Genomic DNA, 22,990 nt, shown 5'->3' on the forward strand with positions numbered 1-22,990 from the left:
TTTCGTGATCTCAGACCGCGTCCAGCAGTTCGAGCCGCGGGGCGATGCCGAGCGCCTTCATCTCGTCGAGTAGGAGCTTGAACGCGTAGCTCATCTCGATCTCGTGGATGTCGGTCTCCTCGCCACAGTTCGGACAGTAGACGCGGCGCTGTTCGACGTTCTCGACCGCACTCATCCCACATTCGCCGCAGACGTAGATGAACTCCCTGTCGGATTCGTCGAGCAGGCGCTCCTTGAGCGCCATCGCCGCACCGTGCCCGATCAACACGTCGCGCTCCATCTCGCCGACCCGGAGCCCACCCTCGCGGGCGCGCCCCTCGGTCGGCTGGCGAGTGAGGACCTGCACCGGCCCGCGGGAACGGGCGTGGATCTTGTTCGAGACCATGTGATAGAGTTTCTGATAGAAGATGGTCCCGACGAAGATCTCGGCGTCGATCTTTTCGCCTGTCACGCCCGAGTGCATGATCTCCTTGCCGCTCGAATCGAAGCCGTGCTCCTCGAGCGAGTCGCGGAGCTCCTCCTCCTCCTCGCCGGTGAAGGCGGTCCCGTCGACGCGGCGGCCTTCGAGCGAGCCGACCTTGCCGCCGAGCATCTCCAGAACGTGACCGACCGTCATCCGCGAGGGGAGCGCGTGCGGGTTGACGATCAGGTCAGGGACGACACCCTCCTCGGTGAACGGCATGTCCTCCTGGGGTGCGATGTGACCGACGACGCCCTTCTGTCCGTGCCGGGAGGCGAACTTGTCGCCGAGTTCTGGCACCCGCTGGTCGCGCACGGAGACCTTCGAGAGCTTCGAGCCGTCCTCGCCCTGCATCAGCGTCACCGTGTCGACGATGCCCGATTCGCCACTGCGCATCGTCACGCTCGTCTCGCGACGTTTCTGCGGGCTGAGACCGCCCATGTCGTCCGGCTCTTCGAGGAACCGCGGCGGGCTCGTCTTCCCGAGCAGGACGGCGCTCTCGCCGACCTTCGTCTCGGGGTTCACCAACCCGTCCTCGTCGAGATGGGTGTAGGCCTCCTCGCCGTGTGCGCCGCGCACGTCGTCGTCGGGGATCTCGAAGTGGTCCTCCTGACCACCCGGATAGCGGCGCTCCTCGCCCTCGTAGGTACGGAAGAAATGCGAGCGCGCCAGTGCGCGATCGACCGACCCCTCGTTGAGCACGAGCGCGTCCTCGATGTTGAACCCCTCGTAGCTCATGACGGCGACCACGAAGTTCTGGGCCGCCGGCCGGTCGTCGTAGCCGATCTGCTCGGTGGTCTGTGTCTTGACCATCGATAGCTGCGGGTAATGCAGCAGATGCTGGCGCGTGTCCGGGCGAATGCGGTAGTTCGCCGACGGCAGCCCGAGCGACTGCTTGATCATCCCCGCACCCATCGTGATCCGGGGAGAGGCGTTGTGCTCGGGATACGGGATCATCCCCGCGCCGATACCGAAGATGAGCTGCGGGTCGATCTCCAGATGGGTGTGATCCTCGGTGAGATCCTCCTCGTCGACACCCACGAGGATGTCCTCCTCTTCCTCGGCGTCGATGAACTCGATGTAGCCCCGCTCGACGAGCTCCTCGAACTCGGTGTCGCCCTCGGTGAGCGACTCGACCTCCGACTCGGTGATGAGCGGCTCGCCGTCCTCGACGATGATCAGCGGTCGGCGGGCCCGTCCCGCGTCGGCGTTGATGATGACCTCGTTGGTCGTGTCCTTGACCGAGACGTTGACCGTCCGACCGATGTCGCCGCGTCGGCGTGCCTGCCGGACCTGGGTTGCAAGCTGTTCGGGGTCGGCGTGCGTGCCGACCAGACTTCCGTTCACGTAGACTTTCGCGTCGCGTGCCTGGCTTTGGCTACTCATATCAGTCCCCCATCGATGTCGCGCCCTCGATACCGGGGATGCCGTCGACCCCCATCGAGGACAGTTCGCGTTTGAGTTCCCGTTCGTCGTCGACGTCCTGCGACAGCTCCATCGACTGCGCGAAGTTCTTCACCAGCCCACAGTTCGGGCCTTCGGGCGTCTCAGAGGGGCAGATGCGCCCCCACTGCGTGGCGTGCAGATCGCGCGCCTCGAAGTGTGGCTGACTCCGCGAGAGCGGACTGCGGAGCCGCCGGAGATGCGAGAGAACACCCATGTAGTCGGTGCGGTCGACGAGCTGGCTCACACCAGAGCGCCCGCCGACCCAGTTGCCCGTCGCGATCGGATGCTCCAGACGCTCGGTCAGTACGTCCGAACGAACGACCGTGTTGACCGAGAGCTGCCGATTGCGCATGTTCGCCCGCTCCAGCTGGTATTTCACGTCGCGCGCGAGCTTGTTGAGCGCCGTGCGGAACAGGTCGGTCATCAGATCGCCCGACACCTTGAGGCGCTTGTTGGCGTAGTGGTCCTTGTCGTCGGCCTCGCGCCGGCCGAGCGCGAGCTCGAAACAGGCCTCGGCCATCCGACAGAGGTAGAACGCCTTGTTGATCCGCGTCTCCTCGTCGGGAACGCCCTCCTCGTGGAGATGCGGCAGCAGGTAGCGATCGATGACGTAGTTCGCCCGCTTCAGCTGGTAGTTCTTCCCCTGGCCGGAGGCGACGCGCTCGCCGAGGGTCTCGATCGCCTCCTCCTCGGTCTGGACGTCGGCGGTCTCCAGGTTTTCGAGCATGAACTTCACGACCTCGGGATCGTCGCTGACCCGGTGGACGATCTCCTCGTCGGATTCGAGGCCGAGCGCGCGAACGAGGGTGACGAAGTCGATCGAGCCCGAGACGCTCGGGAACGAGACTTCGAGGAGCCCCTCACGATTTCGCTCACAGAGCACGAGGGCGCGGTAGCCACGGCGCTGGCTGAACGTCTTGGCGACCTGGATCTCGTCGTCGTATTTCGTGTCGTACTCCGCGAGGATCTTGTTCGGCGCGAGGTCCTCGCTGGTCATCAGTACGCGCTCGGAGCCGTTGACGATGAAGTAGCCACCGGGGTCGGCGGGGTCCTCGCCAAGGTCGATCAGCTCCTCGTCGCTCGCATCGGCGATATTACACTTGTCCGAGCCGACCATGATCGGCATGCGACCGATCTGGGTCTCGGTCGTGTCGACGACGCGCTCTTCCTCTTCCTCGCCGCCGACGACGACCGCCATCTCCATGAAGACGGGCGCGGCGTACGTGATGTTTCGGAGGCGGGCTTCCTGGGGGTTGAGCCGTTCCTCGCTCCCGTCGGCCTCGCGGACGCGCGGCGTCACGACACGGACGTCGCCGAGCTCGACGAAGACGGGCTCCTCGCCCTCCTTGTCGCCGATGTCGGTGTCGATCGTCTCCTTCTCGTCGACGACCTGCTGCATGCCGCCGTTGAGAAAGGCGTTAAACGAGCTGAAATGGTGTTCTGCGAGCCGTTCACGGGAGAAGTACTCCCTCGAAATCGAGCGTCTGAGTTCCCTGTTCATTATTCGATGACGAGTCGATGGACCACCGCACGGTCGGTCGTTCGCGAGTCCCGTTCGATCCGGACGATGTCGCCGGTCGCCGCCTCGTCGGGCAGCGCCGGATCCGTCCGTTTGATCTTCGGAAGGTCGGTGCGACTGATGTCGTACTCCGCGAGCAGCGCGTCGATCTCGTCGTCGTCGACGAGGCGATGCTCGGGAACGAGTGTGTGTTGGCTGACCTCTACCATGTGTACCTATCCGGGGGAGAAGTTGCTATCACGAGAGACTACAGTCCATATATCACCGGCGAACTTAAGCATTGCTACCGACGACCCAAACGGGTCGCCGACAGCGCAGCGCTCGTGGAGACCGCGCTTGCCCGGCCCGACGCGACCGTGGAATATAGCGTTTTGGGCCACCGCAGACGAGGTCGTTTGAAAACCCTTAAGTCCGTCTCCGGAGTACGGATGGTTGTTGCCCGGGTGGTGTAGTGGCCCATCATATCACCCTGTCACGGTGATGACGCGGGTTCAAATCCCGCCTCGGGCGTTTTCTGCCGACGCCAACTCGTGAGCCAGAGGAGCGACGCAGCCGGAACGGCGCCGGGAACGTCGAATGCCGATCGTTTATGTGGTCCGGCATGAACTACATACCCAATGTACGAACTGCGGCAGCTGCGGCGCGCGCTCGACGAACCGAAACTCTTCGTCCGTGAACTGAACCGACTCTACTACACCCGTCTCAACAGTCGGGAGTACAACACCGACGGCGTCGACGTCATGGCCGCCGACTGGGACAACCTCCTGCTCCTCGATGCCTGCCGATACGACGCCTTCGCTGCCCGCGCTGACCTACCCGGACGGCTGGAAAAGCGGCGCTCGCGCTCGTCGATGACCAGCGAGTTCTTCGCGGCCAACTTCGACGGGCGGGAGATGCACGACACGGTGTACGTCACCGCCACGCCGATGCTCTACTGGAACCGCAACCGGGGCGACGTCGAGGCGAGCTTCCACCGCGAGATCAACGTCTGGCGCGACGGTGGCTGGGACGAGGAGTTCAATACGGTTCGGCCCGAGACGGCCGCCGAACACGCCAAACGCGCCGCCGAAGAGTATCCCAACAAGCGACTGTTCGTCCACTTCCTCCAGCCGCATTTCCCCGCGATCGGCCAGACCGGACGCGAACATCCCGAACTCAACGACCTGCGGGCGTGGGACGCCATCAACAGCGGCAGGCTCGATCTTCCCGATTCGGTGCTCCGGCGTGCGTTCGTCGAGAACCTCGACGCGATACTCCCGCACGTCGAGGACCTCCTCGAAACGCTCGGCGGCAAGACGGTCGTCACCGCCGACCACGGCCAGATGATCGGCGAGCGTTCGTTCCCGATCCCGTTCCGGGAGTACGGCCACCCGCCCGGTATCTACACCGACGAACTGCTCTCGGTGCCGTGGCACGTCCACACTAACGGCCAACGCCGGGAGATCGTCGCGGAGGAACCCGAGCACGAACCCGAACGCGGCGACGAGACGGAACCGGCGGACATGGGCATGGACAACGACGTGGTGGCCGACCGGCTCGAAGACCTCGGTTACAAGATGTAACTCTCATCCAGTCAGGAACCGCATCGCGAACGAGCAGCGTCGTGTCCGTGAGCGTCAGCGGGGGTGTTTTCAGAGATCCGTGGCGATCGGTGGAGGGAACGGTTCACGACTGCCGCTCGGACGGCTGTGTGTCGGTGCCGCACGCAAAAACGGGACGACCCGTCGGGGGTCGTTACTCGTCGAGCGTTTCGGGGTCGGTGGTGATCGAGACCGAGTCCTCGATCGACGCCTGGACGAGTTCACCGGTGTAGGTGTACTCGTCGCGGAAGCTGCCGACGCCACCCGAGACCGAGCTGTTGTCGTCGGAGATCGGGTCGGACGAGTCGTCGGCGTGTTCGAGCTCGCCGGTGACTTCGAGCGAGTAGTCGGTGCCGCTCCCGTCCTCGCCCATCACCGTGATCGTGCCCGCGTCACCGTCGAGCTTGATCGTCGCGCGGTCGTCGACTTCGAGCGAGACGATCTCGCCCTCGTACTCGTAGGCGTCGCGCCACTCGTTGACGCCGCCCGAGGCGCTCTTGCCGGAGATGTCGTCGTTGGAGTCCTTGGTCGCCCCACCGGTCCCGGCCTTGTCGATGTTGCCGCTCGTCTCGACGTTGTAGGGGATACGCCCGCCCGAGGTGTCGGTATCCGTGACGACGAAGTTGGCGTTGTCGGACGGTTCGGGGACGTCGGATTCGTTGACGTCGCCGCTCAGCTCGTCGTCGGAGCCCGCGCCGTCGTCGTTGTTCGACGAGTCGTCCGAATCGGACGAGGAATCCTTGGAATCGGAGTCGTCGCTCGATTCCGAGGAGGAATCGTTCGACGAGGACTCACTCGACGAATCGTCGCCCGACGACTCGTTACTGGACGAGTCGCTGCTGGACGAGTCATCGCCCGAAGAGCTGTCGGAGCTATCCGAATCGGAACCGCTCGAACCCGACGAGCCGCTGTAGCTCGACGAGTCGAGGTTCGGGGCGGGACAGCTGCCGCTCTTGTCGATCCCGCTGACGTTCACGTCACCGTTGCGAACGCGGACCGCCTGTGCGCCCGCGTTGATGGTGGAGTTTTTGACCGTACTGCCACCACAGTTGTGCAGTGCGAGACCGGTCCGACCGCTACCGGTCTGCTGGATACAGCAGTCCTTGACGGTCGTGCCGGAGCGGTCCGCGATGAGGACGCCGACCCAGTCGGAGGCGTCGCCGGTGACGCTGACGTTCTTGAGCGTGCCGCTGCCGGAGCCGCCGGGCTTCGCGCGGATCGAGTAGCCCTGCGGGTTGTACTCGACGTTCGTGTTCTCGATGGTGAACTCGCCGTAGTTGCCGAAGATCTGGATCCCGCCGTCGGCGTTGACCTCGGGGCCGATGCGGACGTCACAGTTGCGGACGACGGCACCGGAGCCGCCACGATCGCTTTCGAGGCGGATGCCCGAGCCGTTGAGCATGTCCTTGGGGTTCGGCGATCGGCTGTCGGAGACGTCGGCCTCGATCGTCGCGCCATCAACGTAGCTGCCCGAGCTGCCGATCCGGACCTGCGAGAGGTCGTTGTTCTTGTAGGTGCCGCCCTCGACCTTCACCGCACCGGGAGTACGGCTGGCGTAGACGCCGTTGTTCGAGAATCCTTCGACGTTGCAGTTGCGCAGGGTGATGGTCCCCTTGTTCGAGCTGCCGATCCAGATACCGGAGCGGGCGTAGGCACCCATCCGGCCCTCGTTGTGCGCGACGAGGTTTTTGACCGTCCCCGAACCGCCCGAGGAGCGAATCATCGGCGTGAACGCGTCCTCGGCGCTATCGCTCGATTGGAGGCTCTGGCCTTTGATCGTGACGTCGTGGACCTGGAGGTTGTCGTCGGGAGCGACCTGGAGGTTCGGACACGCGCCGCTCTGGTCGATCGTGATGTTTTCGACCAGCGCGCCCGACCCGCCGTTGATCGCCAGCAGCGTGTCGTTGAAGCCGTCGGGGACGGTGAAGGTGACGTCGCCTTCGCCGACAATACCGACGCTACCACCGCTGATGACGTTCTTCTGGGTGAACTTGTACGTTCCCGAGGGGAACTTGAGCAGGGTGTTGCTGCCTGCGGCCGACTGAAGTGCGCCGTCGGACGCCTCGTTGCCGTTCGGGTCGGCACCGGCATCAGCCATGTTCACGACGTTATCGAAGCTGATCCCGTGGCGCTCGGTCGCCGCCGCCCCCTCCCCAGCGAGCAGCGGAACCGACACGGCAGCCGCACCGGCAGCCTTGAGATACGACCGTCGGCTCGGTTTGAAACCGTCGTCTGTGCTATCGCTATCGTTGCGTGCTCCGTCGCGTGGCATCGTCTGCTCATTAGGCATTTGTAAAATACCGCTTCTGGCCAGTTAGTTACGTTTACGTATTTTTCAGCTAGCATAGACGGCATTTCGTGACGAACCGGCATAGATGCACTTTCGGTTTTCCTGTAATAATTTGTCTGAGGGCATCGAGACGGTGATCCGTGCGCGAGTGGTAGACCCTGGCATGGCACGGTAGCGGCCGCCACGGGCCGTCTCGTCGGGAAACGGGCTACTGACGGTCCCAGTCGATCCAGTCGTGCTCCCAGCCGTTGCGCCGCTCGGCGCTCGCCCGTGCACGCTCGCGGTCCTCGCGAACAGTCCTGTTGCGCTCGACCGCATCGGACTGTTCACCCTCGACGAGCAGCGGCGCGAACCGTACCGGGCCGAACCGCTCGCGCGCCCCCCGTTCGTCGACGGCGACCAGTGACTGTTCGTGATTTCCAACGGGTGCGACGAGCCGTCCATCAGGGGCAAGCTGGTCGACGAGCGCGCTCGGAGGTCGGACGACGGCGGCTTCGAGAAGGATGCGATCGAAGGGTGCGTAGTCGGGAAAGCCGTGCGTTCCGTCACGTCTGTCGACGAGTACGCCGCCGTAGCCCGCGTGCGAGAGGTTCCGGCGCGCGTCGACGACGAGCCGGCGGGCGATGTCGACCGCGTGGACGTTCTCCTGACCGACGATCTCGGCGGCCACCGCGGCCGTATAGCCGACGCCCGCACCGACGACGAGCACGCTGTCACCGGAAGCGGGCAACAGCGCCTCGAACAGTCGCGCGACCGTGCTCGGCGCGAGCACGCGCGTGTTCGCGTGTTCGGTCGTCCGGTCGGCGTAGGCCGCACGCTCCTCGGGGAGGAACTCGTGACGCGGGACGGTCCGCATCGCCACGCTGAGTGCCTCGCTCTCGACGACCCCCTTGCTCTCGTGTTCGAGGCCGTCGACCATGTCCTCGCGCACCGCCGCAGGCTCCATGCGAAACGAACGCCGCGTAGAGCCTTGAATCGCGTGCCTTCGGCTGCGCGCTAGCCTTGCATCGGGACGAACCGCACGCCGCCGTGCTCGGTCCTATCGAGGCTGCCGTCGGCCCGCCGGCGAGCACGCACGAGCGTCTGTCGATGCGTGCCGATCGGGGCGACGATCGCTCCACCGGGACGGACCTGCTCGGCGACCGGTTCGGGGATTGCGGGCGCTGCACACGTGAGATATGCGCCGTCGTAGGGCGCGTGCTCGGGCCAGCCATCGTGGCCATCGCCGACGCGGACATCGACGGCATAGCCGAGCTCCGTGAGGCGCTCGCGAGCGCTCTCGGCGAGCGATGCGTGATATTCGACGCTCTTCACGCCGTCCGTGATCGCGGCCGTGACGGCGGCGTGGTAGCCACAGCCGGTACCGATCTCGAGAACCGAGTCGCCCGCTTCCGGCGCGAGCAGGTCGGTCATGATCGCCACCATATGCGGGGCGCTGATCGTTTGATCCGCACCGATCGGCAGCGGCCGGTCGTCGTAGGCGTCTTTCCGTCGATTCTCGGGCACGAACTCGTGGCGGGGGACTGAGAGCAGCGCCTCACGGGTCGAGTCGCGCTCGATGCGACCCTGCTCGTCGAGTCGGGCGACGAGCTGCTCGCGGGCGCGCTCGTGGTCCATCACCAGACGGACCAGGCCGAGCTCGACTCGTCGTCGGCGTACACCCGGTTGACATCCTTGGCGAAGGCCATGTCGCCCTCGTGGTCGAGGTGGTCGAACCCGTAGCCCTCGGCGTCCGCGCGCAGGTGGATCCCCTTCACCGTGAAGCGCTCGTCGGCGAGGTCCTCCCGCTCGCCGACGGTGAACTCGTAGTCGCCGGGTACGCGGAGTTCGATGCCGCGCGTCTCGTCGTTTCCACCCGTGGGATTGAGCGTCACGTCGACAGCGACGTTGCCGACGACGCGCGTCCAGACGGTCCGGATGTCGGGGACGTCGGCCTCCTCGGTGCGTCCACCCTCGACTTCGAGGCTCGTGATCCGCACAGTCAGAAGTGCCTCGGGCGTGTCGAGGACGAACTCTTCGCCGACGGCGAGCTGCTCCTCGCGCGGGATCTCGGTCGTCGTCGAGAACGACTCGCCGTCCTGGGAGACGATGACGTCGCGCTGTTCGGTGGCGGGCTCTTCGAGGCGCGTCTTGTGGACGTGGCCGCATTCGCCACAGCGGACGGTCGCCTGGCCGCCGGATTTCAGCAGTTCGTGGACCACGGGTGTGTCGGGTGAACACGCCGGGCAGGTGGTGCCGACGCGCTCGGTGGCTTCGCTCATGGACGACCTATCGGTCGCACGGATAAAAGCCCGTGGCGTTCGCTACGCCCCGTTCGGCGTCGGCAGGTCGATCTCTTCCCCGTCGGCATAGACGGTTGGCTCGCGGAGAATCCCATCGAGATGGAGCGGTGCCTGCGTGTCGCCGCCGATACCGTGGTCGTCGCCGATGGCGATATGAACTGTTCCGGCGGCTTTCTCGTCGAGCAGCACCGATCCAACCAGTTCGGTGACGGCGACGTTCGTCCCGATGCCGAGCTCGGCGAGGTTGTAGGCGTCGTCGCCGACCTCCTCGGCACCGCGCTCGACCTGCTCGCGGACGTCCCGATCCGAGATCTCGGTCACGAAACCGTCCTCGACGGTGAACTCCAGCTCCTCGTCGAGCAGGCCGTGAGGCATCATCGTGCCGTCGACGACGTAGGTTCCCGATGCGCTCTCGGGGCTGACGAACACCTCGCCCGCCGGGAGGTTCGACATCGCGCCCGCCTCGTGGACGATGCCCGTGTCGGCAAGCCACTCGTGCTCGCCCGGCTCGAAGGTGATATCGGTGCCCGCGGGCGAGGTGACGCGGATCTCGCTCGCGTCGGCGATCGCATCCAGGATCGACTCACAACAGCCCTCGATGGAGCGGTAGTCGGCGTCGAGACCCGTGCGGAACACCTCCTCTGTGATGCCGGGGAGGGTAGCGACGCGTGCACCGGCCTCGTTGGCCCCCGAGCGGGCGCGCGTGTGACTGAGGCTCTTCGTCGTCGGGCAGAACACGACGTCCGCCCCGCGCATCGCCGCGGCGACGGGTGCCGGCGGTTCGGTGCCGTGCTGGTCGCCCGGCGGATACTGGACCAGAACCACGTCGTCGCTCACCGCACACGCGGCGTCGTACAGCGCCTGCCCGATCGAGAGGCGTTCGTCGTCGGTGACGACGGCACAGGATTCCTCGGCCCCGAGCGCGAGACACTGGTCGACGGCCGTCTCGGCGGCGCTGTCGAGCGTCGCGCCGATGTTCGTCCGGCTCATGAAACCACCGACGGGGCAGCCATGCCTGAGGCTTTCGGCTGTCGGAGCCGTCCCGTCGCAGCCTCCCACCCATCGAGCGACAGTAGAAACGATTATCCCGGTCGGTCGAACAGCATTACTATGCTCAGCGTCGGCGTCAACGGCTACGGCACGATCGGCAAACGCGTCGCGGACGCGGTGGTCGCCCAGCCGGACATGGAGCTCGTGGGAGTGGCGAAGACCCGACCGAACTACGAGGCCGAGCGCGCCGTGACGAACGGCTATCCGCTCTACGCCGCCATCGAGGAGCGCGCCGAAAAGTTCGACGCGGCGGACATCGAGCTCGCGGGGCTGGTCGAGGAACTCATCGAGGAGGCGGACGTGATGGTCGACGCCACCCCGTCGGGCATCGGTGCGGAGAACAAGTCCTTGTACGAAGAACGCGATACGCCCGCGCTCTACCAGGGCGGCGAGGACGCCGATCTCGTCGATACGAGCTTCAACGCCCGCGCGAACTTCGCCGACGCCGCGGGGGCCGACCACGTGCGCGTCGTCTCGTGCAACACGACAGGGTTGTCGCGGCTCGTCGCCCCGCTCGAAGAGGAGTACGGCATCGAAAAGGTGCGCGCGACGCTCGTCCGGCGCGGCGGCGACCCCGCTCAGACCGACCGCGGCCCGATCAACGACATCCTGCCGAACCCGCGGACGATCCCCTCCCACCACGGGCCCGACGTCCAGACGATCTTCCCCGATCTCGCCATCGACACCTTGGGGCTCAAGGTGCCCGCGACCCTGATGCACACCCACTCGATCAACGTCTCCCTGAACGGGGACGCAACCGCTGACGAGGTCCGGGAGCTGCTCGACTCCCAATCACGGACGTTCGTCATCCCCGAACACCTCGACATCGACGGCGCGGGCAAACTCAAGGAGTTCGCGCTCGACGCCGGCCGCCCGCGCGGCGACCTCTGGGAGAACTGCATCTGGGGCGAGTCGATCTCCGTCGAGGGCGACGACCTCTACCTGTTCCAGGCGATCCACCAGGAATCCGACGTCGTCCCCGAGAACATCGATGCCATCCGCGCGGTGAGCGAGACGGCCGACGCCGACGAAAGCATCGAGACGACGAACGACGCCCTCGGCATGGGTTTCTGAGACCTCACGAACACGAATCACAATCTGGCCGAAACGCAGGTGTTGGTCGATCATCTCGACGATGATCGGTCGCAATCGTTCCCCTGACGCGAACCCTTTTGTCCCGTCCGCACCAACCGATGGTCATGCAACCGGGCGACCGTGACGACAGCGATCCCTTCGACGACATCTTCGACGAAATCGAGCGGATGATGAACGGCATGATGAACGGCAACGTCGACATCCGAACCGAGGGGATGGGCACCGACGCCCACATCGATATCCAAGAGGACGGCGAGCTCGTGCGCGTGATCGCCGACATGCCGGGCGTCGCCAAGGACGCCATCGATCTCACCTGCGACGGTCGCCACGTCACCATCGACGCCGCGAGCAACCGCCGCGAGTTCGACGAACGCGTCTCGCTGCCGGTCCGCGTCGACGAACAGTCCGCGAACGCCTCCTACAACAACGGCGTCCTCGAAGTCGTCTTCGAGCGCGCCGACACCTCCGCCGACATCGACCTCTAAGCACCCACTTTTTTACTCGTCGGGTGCGCGCGGAGCGCGCACCTCTCCTCGCAAAAACCTGGACTAAAAACTCCCCGCTCGCTCACTACGTTCGCTCGCGGCGAACCGCGCTCGTTGCACTCGCACGGATAGGACCACTCTCCGCAACCGGCCCGCACAGCACCGCCGAAGCCCTCGACTGCTCGCTACGCTCACAGTCTCGCCCTTCATCCGCCAGGACAACACCGCTACCGCAACCGCACCGCGGCCGCCACAATCGGCCGCACCGCGATCACACTTGAGCTTCGATCAGGGCCGCGAGATCGTCGTAGAACCGGGGTTCGTACTTCGTTTCGTCGTCGATCGTCGGGCGCGCGTTGGTCTCGGAAACCACTACGCGATCGTCGGTGACGAGTAGATCGACGCCGAGCCACGGGATGTCGAGCAGTCGTGCAGTGCGCTCGGCGAGATCTCGGAGATCGTCGGAGAGATCCACGCCCGTGGCCTCGGCCCCCCGGTGGACGTTGTGTTTCCAGTCGCCCGCGGCGCGGGCCGCGTCAGGGAGTCGGCGCTCAACCGCGCCTGCGTAGCGTCCGTCGATACACATCGCGCGGTAGTCGGTCGCGTCCTCGATATATTCCTGGACCAGAAACGAACGGTCGCCAGTCGCCGGATTCCGGTGGATGAGCCCGAGATAGTCCGCCACGCCGAGAAACGAATCGCGATCGGTGATCTTCACCACGCCCGTCCCCCGCGTCGTCGAGTTCGGTTTCACGACGATCGGCGGATCGAATCGGGAGAACAGCTCCACGAGCTCGGCCTCGTCAATGGGGTTCGAGATCAGCGTCGTCCGCGGGACGGGGAGTCCCGCGCGCGCGAGGCGGGCGATGACCCCGGCCTTGTTCCGCGAGGTCAAGATCGCGTCGCGGTCGTTGACCCACGGTACGTCGAGCAGCGCGTCGGCGACGCCACCCTCCATGAGGCGCGACGGATGGACGAAGCCGACGTCGAAGCCTGCCCACTCGTCGTCTGGATCGGTGATCGAGACGGTTCGCTCCTCGGTTGCGACGTGGCGAACCTCGATGCCGCGCTCGGCGAGCGGGGCGGCCATTCGCTCGAAGGTCTCCTTCCGTGTGGCGACGGCGAGAGTGAGCATGGAGGCGAAAACGGTCGCAGAAAGCCTTATCTGACGAGCAGTTCGGCACCGCGCTCGACGGTGACGTCACAGGGCGAGCCGAGCTTGTTGTACGCACGTCGGAGCGCCTCTTTGGCCACGTCGGCCTGATCGACGTCACACCAGATGGTGAAGATGCGCTCGTTGGCATCGACGCGGGCAGCGGTGCCCACGGGTTTGCCGAACGCCTGGCGCATCCCGTCCGAAACGCGGTCCGCGCCCGCGCCGGTCGCCTGTTTGTTCTCCCGAAGCACGTGATGGGGGAACTTCCGGAGGATCATCTTGTAGTTGCCCTCGCCGAGATTCTTGAGGAGATAGCGGTTCGCCGAGAGCCGTGAAGATTCGAGCGCGCCGTGGCGGAGCTGGATCTCCTCCTCGACCGAGAGGCTGATCTGGACCGGGAACTCCTCGGGGTCGGCGCGGACGTCGCCCATCTTGTGCTGGGCGATCTTCGACCCGGGAATGCCGGTGATATACTCCTTGCGGGTGTATGCGGGTTTGGATATCTCCCGATACATCGAGGCGGGTTTGTCGGCCATGGGAATCGGAGGCCGAGGGCGCGAATAAACCCTTCGAAGCCACCGTAGCGGGCGGGAAACACCCGCGACGGGGCTTTATTCGTCGAGGCACTACCCGCTACGTGAACCAACTCGTCGACGGGGAGTGGCGGACCGACATCTACGAAACGACGAACGACGACGGAGAATTCGACAGAGAGGAGACCAGTTTCAGGAACTGGGTGAAAGCCGATCCCGACGCGGAATTCCCGGCCGAGGCGGGGCGCTACCATCTCTACGTCTCCTATGCCTGCCCGTGGGCACACCGGACGCTCGTGACGCGCGCACTACGCGGCCTCGAGGACGTCATCTCGGTCGATATCGTCGATCCCTACCGCGAGAACGACGGCTGGCAGTTCACACCCACGCGCGAGGGCGCGACGACCGACTCGCAGAACGATTTCGACTACCTCCGGGAAACCTACGTCGCGGCCGATCCCGATTTCACGGGTCGCGTGACTGTGCCCGTGCTCTGGGACAAAGAAAAGGAGACCATCGTCAACAACGAATCCGAGGAGATCATGCGGATGCTCGACACGGCCTTCGCGGAGTTCGGCAACGACGTAACCCTCTATCCCGAGGGCTATCGAGAGGCGATCGACGAGACCATCGACGCCATCTACGATCCCATCAACAACGGCGTCTATCGGGCAGGCTTCGCCGACACGCAGGAGGCCTACGAGAACGCCGTCGGCGATCTCTTCGACGCGCTCGACCACTGGGAGGGAGTGCTCGCCGACCAGCGCTATCTCTGTGGCGACGTCCCCACCGAAGCCGACGTCGCCATGTTCACGACGCTCGTCAGGTTCGACGATGTCTACCATACCCACTTCAAATGCAACGTCCGAAAGATCGCCGAATATCCCAACCTCTGGAACTACCTGAAGGAGCTCTACCAACTGCCTGGCGTGGCCGACACGGTATGGATGGACCACATCACGGAACACTACTACGAGACCCACACCGACGTCAATCCGAAAGGCATCGTCGCCGTCGGTCCCGATCACGATTTCGACGCCGACCACGATCGCGATCGGCTGGCCGGTGGGCCGCCCGAGGAACTTCGGCAGACCACCTCGACCGCCGACTGAGGCCCCGTCGCAAGCAATCGACCGCTACGTGCTGCGAAAACAGTTCGCTGCGGCGTCGATACACCACCTGAACCCGCCAGACACATCAAAACACCTCATCAGCGGAGAGCACCCGTCTGCAATCATCGCGCTGTAGCGGCTAGTCGCCAAACAGTCGAGCAAAGAATCCACTGGATTCGTCCTGTACCTCGTCAGACTGCGTGGAGTTCATGCCGACTGCAGCAGTACCGTTGAGAAGATCTTCGACTGAATGCCCTATCCACTCGGCGAATTCCACAGGGGCACCGATGTAGACGCTGGTAGCGGATTTCTCGGACATGAACCGTTTGGGCAGGCGCTTCTCGTAGTCATACACTTCGTATTCTTCGCGGTCGAAGTCAGCGGTGATCGCGCCGGGTTCGGATGCGAACGTAATGCGACCACCCTGAATATCACGCTGCCATTTCAGACGCCCCGTGTCGTACGTTTTCTCGGCCGGTTCGTCGGCAGGGAAATATTCGGGCTGCGGTCGGTCGGCTTCGTCGTAGAACTCGCGGAAGATCTGCCGAACGTCTTCGATGGTTCCGTGCGAATCGGTCCACGGTCGCTCGGTGAGCATCCGGCGGGCGACGTAACTGAAGATCGGGTTCCGGCGCTCCAGCACGTTCGAAAGGTCGTCTTGGGCTTCATGGAACCCCGGATCTTCCGGATTGGACGGGAAGGAGACGTCCATATTCAGGATCTTCATTCGGTTGCGGAACTCCGATGTCGGAAGCGCGTCGTTCGTCGTGAAAATCAAACAGGGTTGATCGACACTGGTTGGCATCCAGTCGCTCCAGTAGTTTCGGATCGGACTCCATCCATGGAGTTTCTCCTTCTCCGCATCGATGATGGCATACGGGAAGCTAGTGTCCCACTCACGGATACCGCGGATCGCCTTGACACCGATCTCGTCCGCGTCGACTCCTGAGATAACCGTATTGTCGGAGATGAGCCGAAGGATGTACTCGGTGAGCTTGTCCTTCCCGGCGTCGCTCTTCCCCTCGATGTAGAGGTGTTGAAGAACGTTGTCAAGCGTCCGTGACGGCGACGACAAGGCCTCGGCGTACTGATTGGCGAACGGAGCCCAGAACCCATAGAGGAACGCTTCGTACATCTTTGCCATCACTGCGGTCTCGGATTGCGTGTGGCCGTGGTTTTCGACGGTCTCGATGTATTCCTCGATGGTTTCGAGGCAGTGATTCAGGACTCCGGATGTCGGATCCTCGGTGGCGACGAGGATCATCTCGTCGTCCTCTCCGATCACGATCTGTTCGGCCTCTGGAAGAACCGACATCGTCGGAATGGCCGTCGACTCCCTGACCTGGTTGTTGTACGCACTCAGCGGCGCGACGATGCTATGATCTTCGACAGTGCCACCGCGGTTGCGAAGACCGATCCCGAACTCGTCGGCGACGTCCTTGTCGACCGTGCTCGTACCCATCCGTATCTTTTCCTCGGGTGCGCGGACCCGCGGCCGGTCAAGCGTGTCAGTCAAGCCCGTCTCGTGGGCCGATTCAACGAGCCCGACCTCCGGTGGTTCTGCGGTGCTGTCAGTCGTCTCGGAATGGTTCTCGTCGGTCGAATCGTCGCGCTCGGTGATATTCCGGTCGGCGTTCTCGGGTCCTTCGACGAACGCGACAGTCTCAGCAGCCTCCTCTGGATCATCGACAACTGCGGTGATCCGATCAGCGACAGCTTTCAGATCCTCGACCGCATCCCGATTCAGAGCGGCTGTGTCGCTCATGTCGAGGTCACCGGCACCGACCCAGTACTCGATACGATTTTCCCGCTCTTGAGGCGAGTCCGCCCCCGCGATCGCTTCGACCAAGCCTTCGAGGAGCGTTTGATCGCTATACCTCTCCCGATACTCGTCGATGAACGTCTCGAACGCCTCGTCGAACTCTGTCCCGATGTCGGTCGTGAAAACGGAGATCTGGTTGGTATGATACTCCCACGAGTTCCGCGAGAGATTCGCTGACCCCTGCACGAGTTTTACCGTGTCGTCCGGCATGACGATCCGATAGATCTTCGAATGTACGGTCTTGCGATTCTTCAACCGAATCACGAGACGATCGTCTTGGCGCAACTGGACGAGTGAGCGGGCCGTCGAAACCTCGTTGACGTGATCCGCGTAGTTGTCGGCGTTCCCGATGAGCACGTCCAGCGATCCGACGCCGTACTCCGTCAGCATCGTCACCATCAGCTCGGGCGTCTCGGCGTACGTCACAGCGTCCACGTGACGAGCACCCTCGAATAGATCGAGAAAATCAGCTCGTTGCTTTACCATCTCCAAGCGGTATCCGGCGGCACCTGGGCCGTAGAACTCCGGCATATCGGAAAACCTATCGAACGAGATAGTCGCTGTCAGCTTATCCATACGGAGAACAACGGACTGGAGTGAATAAGTCCATGCCTGTATTACTCTCACATGAAGATAGATGTGTTTCGTTCTCACACACGAGTACGAAAGCACCCCCATCTCAATATGGGGTATTATCTATTCTCTATTTCAAAACCGCCACACATCTCGGGAATAATCGAGCTTCGAGTTTGAATATTTGAGTGGAAAAATCATATGTACCACGAGGGCCGACGATGGGTGAATCAGGTCGGAATTCGTAGACGGAGCGTACGAGTGGGCGTGAGCGCGTCAGGCACGTCGTGGAGCTGTTGGAGGAGCCCACCCCGGTGCAGACGATCGCCGACCGCGCGGAAGTTTCGCGTGCAACCGCCGACGACGAGCTCGAGCATCGGCTCACGGAGCTGAAGGAAGACGTCAATGATTTCAGGTATGATCCCTTTCCGCTTCGGATTTGGATCGGAGGAGACGACAGTTCATTCGCTCATGTGTCGTCGGCAAAACGAGTGCCACCTCCGGGTTTGAGCCGAAGGAAGACGTGCCACTCTCTTCGCTCGTTACGCGTGACTTCCACAGTTCAAATCCGTCCGGTATTCCTTCTCGACCGTTCGCGTCGCTCACGGTCTCGAAGTATGCCGCCTCCCGGATTTGAACCGGAGCAAGACGGTCCTGCTCGTTCGCCTCACTCACAGTACGGGCTGCGACTTGCGGGGTTCAAATCGCGGTCCGAATGCAGATTTCCTGCTCACAGACTCGGTCGCATCGCTCCCTCGCTGGTTCGCGGAGAAATCATGCCGCCTCCCGGATTTGAACCGGGGACAGCTCGATCTTCAGTCGAGTGCTCTCCCAGTCTGAGCTAAGGCGGCTCACTCCGATCGATGTCGACCCAACGAAAAAGGATTTCGAAAGGCGGCTCAGTGGACGAACAGATCCGCCACGTCGAACTCGGTCCCGCAGTCGGTGCAGACGTAGCCGAGCCCGTCCTGGGTCTGCACGTGACCACCGCATTCGGGACACGTCGAGCCGGATATCATCACCGTAATTTCGCCACGGCGGGCAAAGCCACTTTCGCTCGGCGAACGTCGCCCGACCGGTTTTTGCGCTCCAGCGACAACTCACACCATGACGTCTTCACAGACGGTGGCGGCGCTCTTCGCGCTCGCGATGCTGGTGTTCGCGGCGGGGTTCGTGGTCATCATCCTCCTCAGTTGATCGACGAAGTCACAGAATCCGATGGACCCCGGCGGAGTCGAATCGCCCTCGATCCAGAATTCGCTGCTCGCTGTCGCTCACAGGAACTGAGTGGGCTCGGGCGGAGTCGAACCACCGATCTCGGCCTTGTAAAGGCCGCGTCATAACCAACTAGACCACGAGCCCTCATCGGGAGAACTGCCGCACGTCGAATAACCCTTTCTCTCTGTCGGAACGTTTAGGCCTCCGCTCGTCAATTCCCATCCGTGAACCGCGGGCGCGTTCTCAACGTCCTGTTCGCGCTGGCCGTCGTCGCGCTGGCCCTGACGACGGCCGTCGCCACCGGCGTCGTGCCGCCGCCAGCGACGCTGTTCGACACCGGCGAGTACGATCACGCCGAGATCATGATCACGAACAACTGCTCACAGGAGTTGGGGACGGTCGACGTCCGCATCGCCGAATCGCGCCAGCAGAAGATCGTCGGCCTCTCCGAGACCGCCACCCTCCGGAACGGCTCGGGCATGCTCTTCCCATACGACGAATCGGGCGACCACACCTACGTGATGCGCGGGATGGACTTCCCGCTCGACATCGTGTTCATTGGGGACGACGGTCGCATCAACGCCATCGAGAGCGCGCCCGCACCCGGACCGAACCAGGACGGCAACGACATCCAACGCACCGGCACGGGGAAATACGTCCTCGAAGTACCTCGCGGCTGGATGGAGAGTCACGGGATCGATGTCGGTCATCGCGTAACGGTCGACCGCTCGTGAACCGGCGGCGACATCCGAGTTCGAGGGTATGGAAGTGGTTCACAGGCCCGAGAAGCCTTTTAGGTGCGCATCCGCTTTATTGGTTCAATGAGTTTTTCTTCCGACGACGAGGATCCTTTTGAGGATCAACGGGAGGGGACCGACAACGCCATGCGACGGCTGTTCGCCGAGTACGGTCGCAAGAACGCTTTCTCCTTTCTCGTCGGCACGCTGACGAGTCTGGTCGCGCGGATGCTCGATCTGCTGCCGCCGCTACTGCTCGGTATCGCCATCGACGCCGTGCTCAATCAGAACCAGCCGTTCGGGCTGGGGCCGGTTCCACAGGCGTGGTTGCCGACCACCCGCACCCAGCAATTCTGGCTCATCGCCGGCATCATCGCCTTCGCCTTCTTCGGCGGCGCGATCTTCCATTACGGGCGCAATTGGGGCTGGAACTCCTTCTCGCAGAACATCCAGCATCAGATCCGGACGGACACCTACGACAAGATGCAGCGGCTGAACATGGATTTCTTCGCCGACAAACAGACCGGCGAGATGATGTCCGTGCTCTCGAACGACGTGAATCGGTTGGAGCAGTTCTTGAATGGCGGGATGAACTCGGTGTTCCGGCTCACGGCGATGGTGCTCGGGATCGCGACCGTCATGTTCCTCACGAACTGGCAGCTCGCGCTCATCGCGCTCTCGCCGATCCCGCTGATCGGGGGGTTCACCTACTACTTCGTGAAGAAGATCCAGCCCAAGTACGCCGCCGTCCGCTCGTCGGTCGGCGAGATGAACTCCCGCCTCGAAAACAACCTCGGCGGGATCCAGGTGATCAAATCCACCAACACCGAGGGGTACGAGTCCGACCGCGTCGACGACGTCTCGCAGTCGTACTACGATGCCCAGTGGGGAGCGATCAAGGTGCGCATCAAGTTCTTCCCCACGCTGCGCGTCATCTCGGGGATCGGCTTCGTCGCGACGTTCATCGTCGGCGGCATCTGGGTGTTCCAGGGTCCACCGGGGCCGTTCACGAGCAACCTCTCGGTCGGGCTGTTCACCACGTTCATCCTCTACACGCAGCGGTTCATCTGGCCGATGGCGCAGTTCGGCCAGATCATCAACATGTATCAGCGCGCCCGCGCCTCCGCCGAGCGCATCTTCGGGCTGATGGACGAACCGAGCCGGCTCGCACAGGATCCCGACGCCGAGGAACTCGCCGTTTCGGAGGGACGCGTCGAATACGACGACGTGAACTTCGGCTACGACGAGGACGAGCGCACGGTCAAGGACGTCTCCTTCGACGTGGCCGGTGGTGAGACAGTCGCGCTCGTCGGTCCCACGGGAGCGGGGAAATCCACCGTGCTGAAACTCCTCCTCCGGATGTACGACGTCGACGACGGCGAGATCCGGATCGACGGCCAGGACATCGGTGACGTGACGCTGTCGAGCCTGCGCCGGTCGATCGGTTACGTGAGTCAAGACTCCTATCTGTTCTACGGCACGGTGAAGGAGAACATCGCCTACGGGAGTTTCGACGCCACCGACGAGGAGATCGTCGACGCCGCGAAGGCGGCCGAGGCCCACGAGTTCATCGAGAACCTCCCGGATGGCTACGAGACGATGGCCGGCGAGCGCGGCGTCAAACTCTCGGGCGGCCAGCGCCAGCGCATCACCATCGCACGAGCGATCCTCAAGGACCCCGCGATCCTCGTGCTCGACGAGGCGACTTCGGACGTCGACACCGAGACGGAGATGCTCATCCAGCGCAGCCTCGACCGGCTGACCGAGGATCGCACCACCTTCTCGATCGCCCACCGACTCTCGACGATCAAGGACGCCGACGGGATCGTCGTCTTGGAAGATGGCCAGGTGAAAGAACACGGCACCCACGAGGAACTGCTCGAACTGGGCGAGCTGTATGCGAACCTCTGGGCCGTCCAGGCCGGCGAGATCGACGAACTTCCCGAAGAGTTCGTCGAGCGCGCGACCCAGAGACAGGCCCAGACGGAAGCCGGAACGGGCGACTAGAGCGACTGCTCGTCGTCGCCGTCGGTCGCGGTCGAGGGGCCGCGATCGGAGTAGTTCTCGCGGCCGATCGCGTCGTCGCCGACCAGATTCAGGATCATCGTTTCGAGCTCGGCGGCATCCTGGTAGGTCTGCTCCTCGTCCTGCAGCGGCGCGAGCAGTTCGTCGAGACGCGTCTCGCCGTCGGGCAGTCCGATCTCGGCGTCGCCGTGTTCGTCGACGAGCGTCTCGTGATCGATCGGGTAGTCGAACGATTCCATGCGATCGCCGAACTCACCGAACTCGACGCCATGCTGTCGCGTGTCGTCTACGTCAGTCATGCATCATATCTGCACGGAGCACGGTCAAATCAGTTCTGCCTGCTTAAGCCGCTGGCTCCGTTCGTCGGGATATGCAGCTCACCGAGGCGACGTGGACCGACGCCGACGGGCTCGATACGGACCTCGCACTCCTCCCCGTCGGCAGCACCGAACAGCACGGCCCGCACGCCCCGCTCGGCACCGATCACCTGACCGCCCGCGCGGTCGCAGCGAACGCGGCCGATGTCCGCGAGGAGAACGATGAAGAGATCGTCGTCGCGCCGGCGATCCCCGTCGGCATCGCCGAAGAACATCGCCAGTTCACGGGGACACTCTGGGTCTCGCCCGACAGCTTCCGGGAATACGTCCGCGACGTCCTCACGAGCCTCGCGTCACACGGCTGGCGGAAGATCGTGGTCGTCAACGGCCACGGGGGCAACGTCGGCGCGCTGCGGGAGGTCTGTGCGGACGTGACGCGCCACGAGGAGGCCTACGCCGTCCCGTTCACATGGTTCGACGCCATCGGCGCGACGGAGATGGGCCACGGCGGGCCGGTCGAGACGGCCATGCTCAGAGCCACAGATCCGGAGCTCGTCCGTGACGAGCGCATCGGAGAGGCGAGCGCTGGCGCAAGCGATCGCTGGGGCGAGTGGGTGTCGGGGACGAATCTCGCCTTCGATTCGGCGGAATTCACCGACAACGGTGCGGTCGGCGACCCCGGTGAGGGAACCATCGAACGCGGCGAGGAGCTGCTGGAGGAGGCGACGACGGCGCTCGTGACGCTGCTCGATGCCGTCGACGAACGGGATCGAGCCTGACTACTCGGCGACTTCCTCGCGGTCGTCGGCCGCCTCGGTACTCATCTCGCTGTCGTCCTCGCGCTCCCCGTCCACAGCCCCACCGTCCGCGTGGAGATCGTCGAGCGCACCGCGGAGTTCGGGAACAGTACTTGCGAGTTCGCTCGCGTGCTCGTGGGCCGCTTCGACATCGGCCATCGCGTCTTCGAGTGCCGCGATCCGCTCGTCGAGTTCGTCCGAATCGTCGAACACCTCGGCGCGGTCGCCCATCATATACGACTTCTTCGCGTCGCGGAGATGGCCGGTGGCGTCGCCGATGTCGAGCGCCGAGCGCAGCGCGTTGAGCACCCCGAGCGTGTTCTCGGCTTCGGCCTCCCAGATGGCGTCGCCCTCAGGTAACGCCGCCTCGGCCGCGTCGAGATGTTCCTCGACGTCCGCCCGAATGTCGTCGGCTGCCTCGTCGAAGAGGTCGTCCTCGTCGAACGTCGCCTGGCTCATACCGTGGCATTCGCTCTCATGTGATTTAAAAGCG

At 63.9% G+C, this 22,990-nt stretch carries 20 protein-coding genes, 3 tRNA genes and 1 pseudogene; 9 read left to right on the forward strand and 15 right to left on the reverse strand.

From position 1 onward, the window contains the following. Positions 1–10: 10 nt before the first annotated feature. Genes rpoB through NO363_RS10895 form a run of 3 tightly spaced genes read right to left on the reverse strand, consistent with a single transcriptional unit; the run spans position 11 to position 3,634 of the window. On the reverse strand, positions 11–1,846 hold the full coding sequence (rpoB, locus tag NO363_RS10885; protein WP_256685046.1) for a DNA-directed RNA polymerase subunit B: 1,836 nt from the start codon (positions 1,844–1,846) through the stop codon (positions 11–13). Position 1,847: 1 nt separating this feature from the next. Next, the gene (locus NO363_RS10890) at positions 1,848–3,407 is read right to left on the reverse strand and encodes a DNA-directed RNA polymerase subunit B'' (protein ID WP_256685047.1); all 1,560 of its coding nucleotides are present in this window, start codon (positions 3,405–3,407) and stop codon (positions 1,848–1,850) included. Then, complete coding sequence (locus tag NO363_RS10895; RefSeq protein ID WP_256685049.1) at positions 3,407–3,634, reverse strand: DNA-directed RNA polymerase subunit H; 228 nt, start codon at positions 3,632–3,634, stop codon at positions 3,407–3,409. Before NO363_RS10895 ends, NO363_RS10890 begins: the two co-directional genes overlap by 1 nt. A gap of 228 nt (positions 3,635–3,862) precedes the next feature. Here NO363_RS10895 and NO363_RS10900 point away from each other — a divergent pair. Both NO363_RS10900 and NO363_RS10905 read left to right on the forward strand, forming a co-directional pair. Beyond that, positions 3,863–3,935, forward strand: a tRNA-Asp gene (locus NO363_RS10900). A 107-nt stretch (positions 3,936–4,042) separates the two neighbouring features. Beyond that, complete coding sequence (locus NO363_RS10905) at positions 4,043–4,987, forward strand: alkaline phosphatase family protein (protein ID WP_256685051.1); 945 nt, start codon at positions 4,043–4,045, stop codon at positions 4,985–4,987. Between the two features lie 172 nt (positions 4,988–5,159). Here the strand turns inward: NO363_RS10905 and NO363_RS10910 are convergent, their stop codons facing one another. From NO363_RS10910 to NO363_RS10930, 5 genes are all read right to left on the reverse strand, one after another. Further along, a complete protein-coding gene (locus tag NO363_RS10910) occupies positions 5,160–7,277 on the reverse strand; it encodes a right-handed parallel beta-helix repeat-containing protein (RefSeq protein WP_256685052.1) in 2,118 nt (705 codons plus the stop codon). Positions 7,278–7,503: 226 nt separating this feature from the next. Further along, positions 7,504–8,241, reverse strand: a complete 738-nt coding sequence (locus NO363_RS10915; protein ID WP_256685054.1) for a protein-L-isoaspartate O-methyltransferase family protein — start codon at positions 8,239–8,241, stop codon at positions 7,504–7,506. Between the two features lie 50 nt (positions 8,242–8,291). Further along, positions 8,292–8,912, reverse strand: a complete 621-nt coding sequence (locus tag NO363_RS10920; protein WP_256685056.1) for a protein-L-isoaspartate(D-aspartate) O-methyltransferase — start codon at positions 8,910–8,912, stop codon at positions 8,292–8,294. Beyond that, positions 8,912–9,556 carry an HVO_0476 family zinc finger protein gene (locus NO363_RS10925; protein ID WP_256685057.1) on the reverse strand — a complete coding sequence of 215 codons (645 nt, stop codon included), beginning with the start codon at positions 9,554–9,556 and terminating at the stop codon, positions 8,912–8,914. Before NO363_RS10925 ends, NO363_RS10920 begins: the two co-directional genes overlap by 1 nt. A 42-nt stretch (positions 9,557–9,598) precedes the next feature. Next, positions 9,599–10,567: an aminopeptidase gene (locus tag NO363_RS10930; protein WP_256685059.1), complete on the reverse strand. Its 969-nt coding sequence runs from the start codon at positions 10,565–10,567 to the stop codon at positions 9,599–9,601. A gap of 120 nt (positions 10,568–10,687) precedes the next feature. On the opposite strand from NO363_RS10930, the gene NO363_RS10935 reads away from it, so the two are divergent. Beyond that, positions 10,688–11,701, forward strand: coding sequence for a type II glyceraldehyde-3-phosphate dehydrogenase (locus tag NO363_RS10935; protein WP_256685061.1), 1,014 nt, complete (start codon positions 10,688–10,690; stop codon positions 11,699–11,701). 125 nt (positions 11,702–11,826) lie between these two features. After that, complete coding sequence (locus tag NO363_RS10940; RefSeq protein ID WP_007739636.1) at positions 11,827–12,207, forward strand: Hsp20/alpha crystallin family protein; 381 nt, start codon at positions 11,827–11,829, stop codon at positions 12,205–12,207. A gap of 271 nt (positions 12,208–12,478) precedes the next feature. On the opposite strand, the gene NO363_RS10945 is transcribed toward NO363_RS10940, so the two are convergent. Then, positions 12,479–13,342 (reverse strand): ATP-grasp domain-containing protein, encoded by an 864-nt coding sequence (locus NO363_RS10945; protein WP_256685063.1) that lies wholly within the window; start codon positions 13,340–13,342, stop codon positions 12,479–12,481. A gap of 26 nt (positions 13,343–13,368) precedes the next feature. Next, positions 13,369–13,899 carry a 50S ribosomal protein L16 gene (locus NO363_RS10950; protein ID WP_256685065.1) on the reverse strand — a complete coding sequence of 177 codons (531 nt, stop codon included), beginning with the start codon at positions 13,897–13,899 and terminating at the stop codon, positions 13,369–13,371. 101 nt (positions 13,900–14,000) lie between these two features. Here NO363_RS10950 and NO363_RS10955 point away from each other — a divergent pair, with 101 nt between their 5' ends. Next, positions 14,001–15,008 (forward strand): glutathione S-transferase family protein, encoded by a 1,008-nt coding sequence (locus NO363_RS10955; protein WP_256685066.1) that lies wholly within the window; start codon positions 14,001–14,003, stop codon positions 15,006–15,008. 139 nt (positions 15,009–15,147) lie between these two features. Here the strand turns inward: NO363_RS10955 and NO363_RS10960 are convergent, their stop codons facing one another. Beyond that, on the reverse strand, positions 15,148–17,406 hold the full coding sequence (locus NO363_RS10960; RefSeq protein ID WP_256685068.1) for an Aq_aa27 family P-loop NTPase: 2,259 nt from the start codon (positions 17,404–17,406) through the stop codon (positions 15,148–15,150). Positions 17,407–17,690: 284 nt separating this feature from the next. Here NO363_RS10960 and NO363_RS14160 point away from each other — a divergent pair. Beyond that, positions 17,691–17,777 (forward strand): annotated as a pseudogene (locus tag NO363_RS14160) (ArsR family transcriptional regulator); the annotation flags it as partial. A 403-nt stretch (positions 17,778–18,180) separates the two neighbouring features. Here the strand turns inward: NO363_RS14160 and NO363_RS10965 are convergent. Then, positions 18,181–18,254, reverse strand: a tRNA-Phe gene (locus NO363_RS10965). Positions 18,255–18,691: 437 nt separating this feature from the next. Next, positions 18,692–18,765: transfer RNA gene (locus NO363_RS10975), tRNA-Val, on the reverse strand. Positions 18,766–18,845: 80 nt separating this feature from the next. On the opposite strand from NO363_RS10975, the gene NO363_RS10980 reads away from it, so the two are divergent. Continuing rightward, positions 18,846–19,355, forward strand: coding sequence for a DUF192 domain-containing protein (locus NO363_RS10980; RefSeq protein ID WP_256685072.1), 510 nt, complete (start codon positions 18,846–18,848; stop codon positions 19,353–19,355). 87 nt (positions 19,356–19,442) lie between these two features. Next, positions 19,443–21,365 (forward strand): ABC transporter ATP-binding protein, encoded by a 1,923-nt coding sequence (locus NO363_RS10985; protein ID WP_256685074.1) that lies wholly within the window; start codon positions 19,443–19,445, stop codon positions 21,363–21,365. Here the strand turns inward: NO363_RS10985 and NO363_RS10990 are convergent. Then, a complete protein-coding gene (locus NO363_RS10990) occupies positions 21,362–21,682 on the reverse strand; it encodes a DUF5789 family protein (protein WP_256685076.1) in 321 nt (106 codons plus the stop codon). The genes NO363_RS10985 and NO363_RS10990 overlap by 4 nt on opposite strands. Positions 21,683–21,753: 71 nt before the next feature. Between NO363_RS10990 and NO363_RS10995 the strand changes: the two genes are divergently transcribed. Next, positions 21,754–22,479, forward strand: a complete 726-nt coding sequence (locus tag NO363_RS10995) for a creatininase family protein (RefSeq protein WP_256685078.1) — start codon at positions 21,754–21,756, stop codon at positions 22,477–22,479. On the opposite strand, the gene NO363_RS11000 is transcribed toward NO363_RS10995, so the two are convergent. Continuing rightward, positions 22,480–22,956: a DUF5790 family protein gene (locus tag NO363_RS11000; protein WP_256685079.1), complete on the reverse strand. Its 477-nt coding sequence runs from the start codon at positions 22,954–22,956 to the stop codon at positions 22,480–22,482. Positions 22,957–22,990: the final 34 nt, after the last annotated feature.

It is taken from the genome of Halococcus qingdaonensis, from assembly GCF_024508235.1.
Lineage (GTDB): Archaea > Halobacteriota > Halobacteria > Halobacteriales > Halococcaceae > Halococcus > Halococcus qingdaonensis.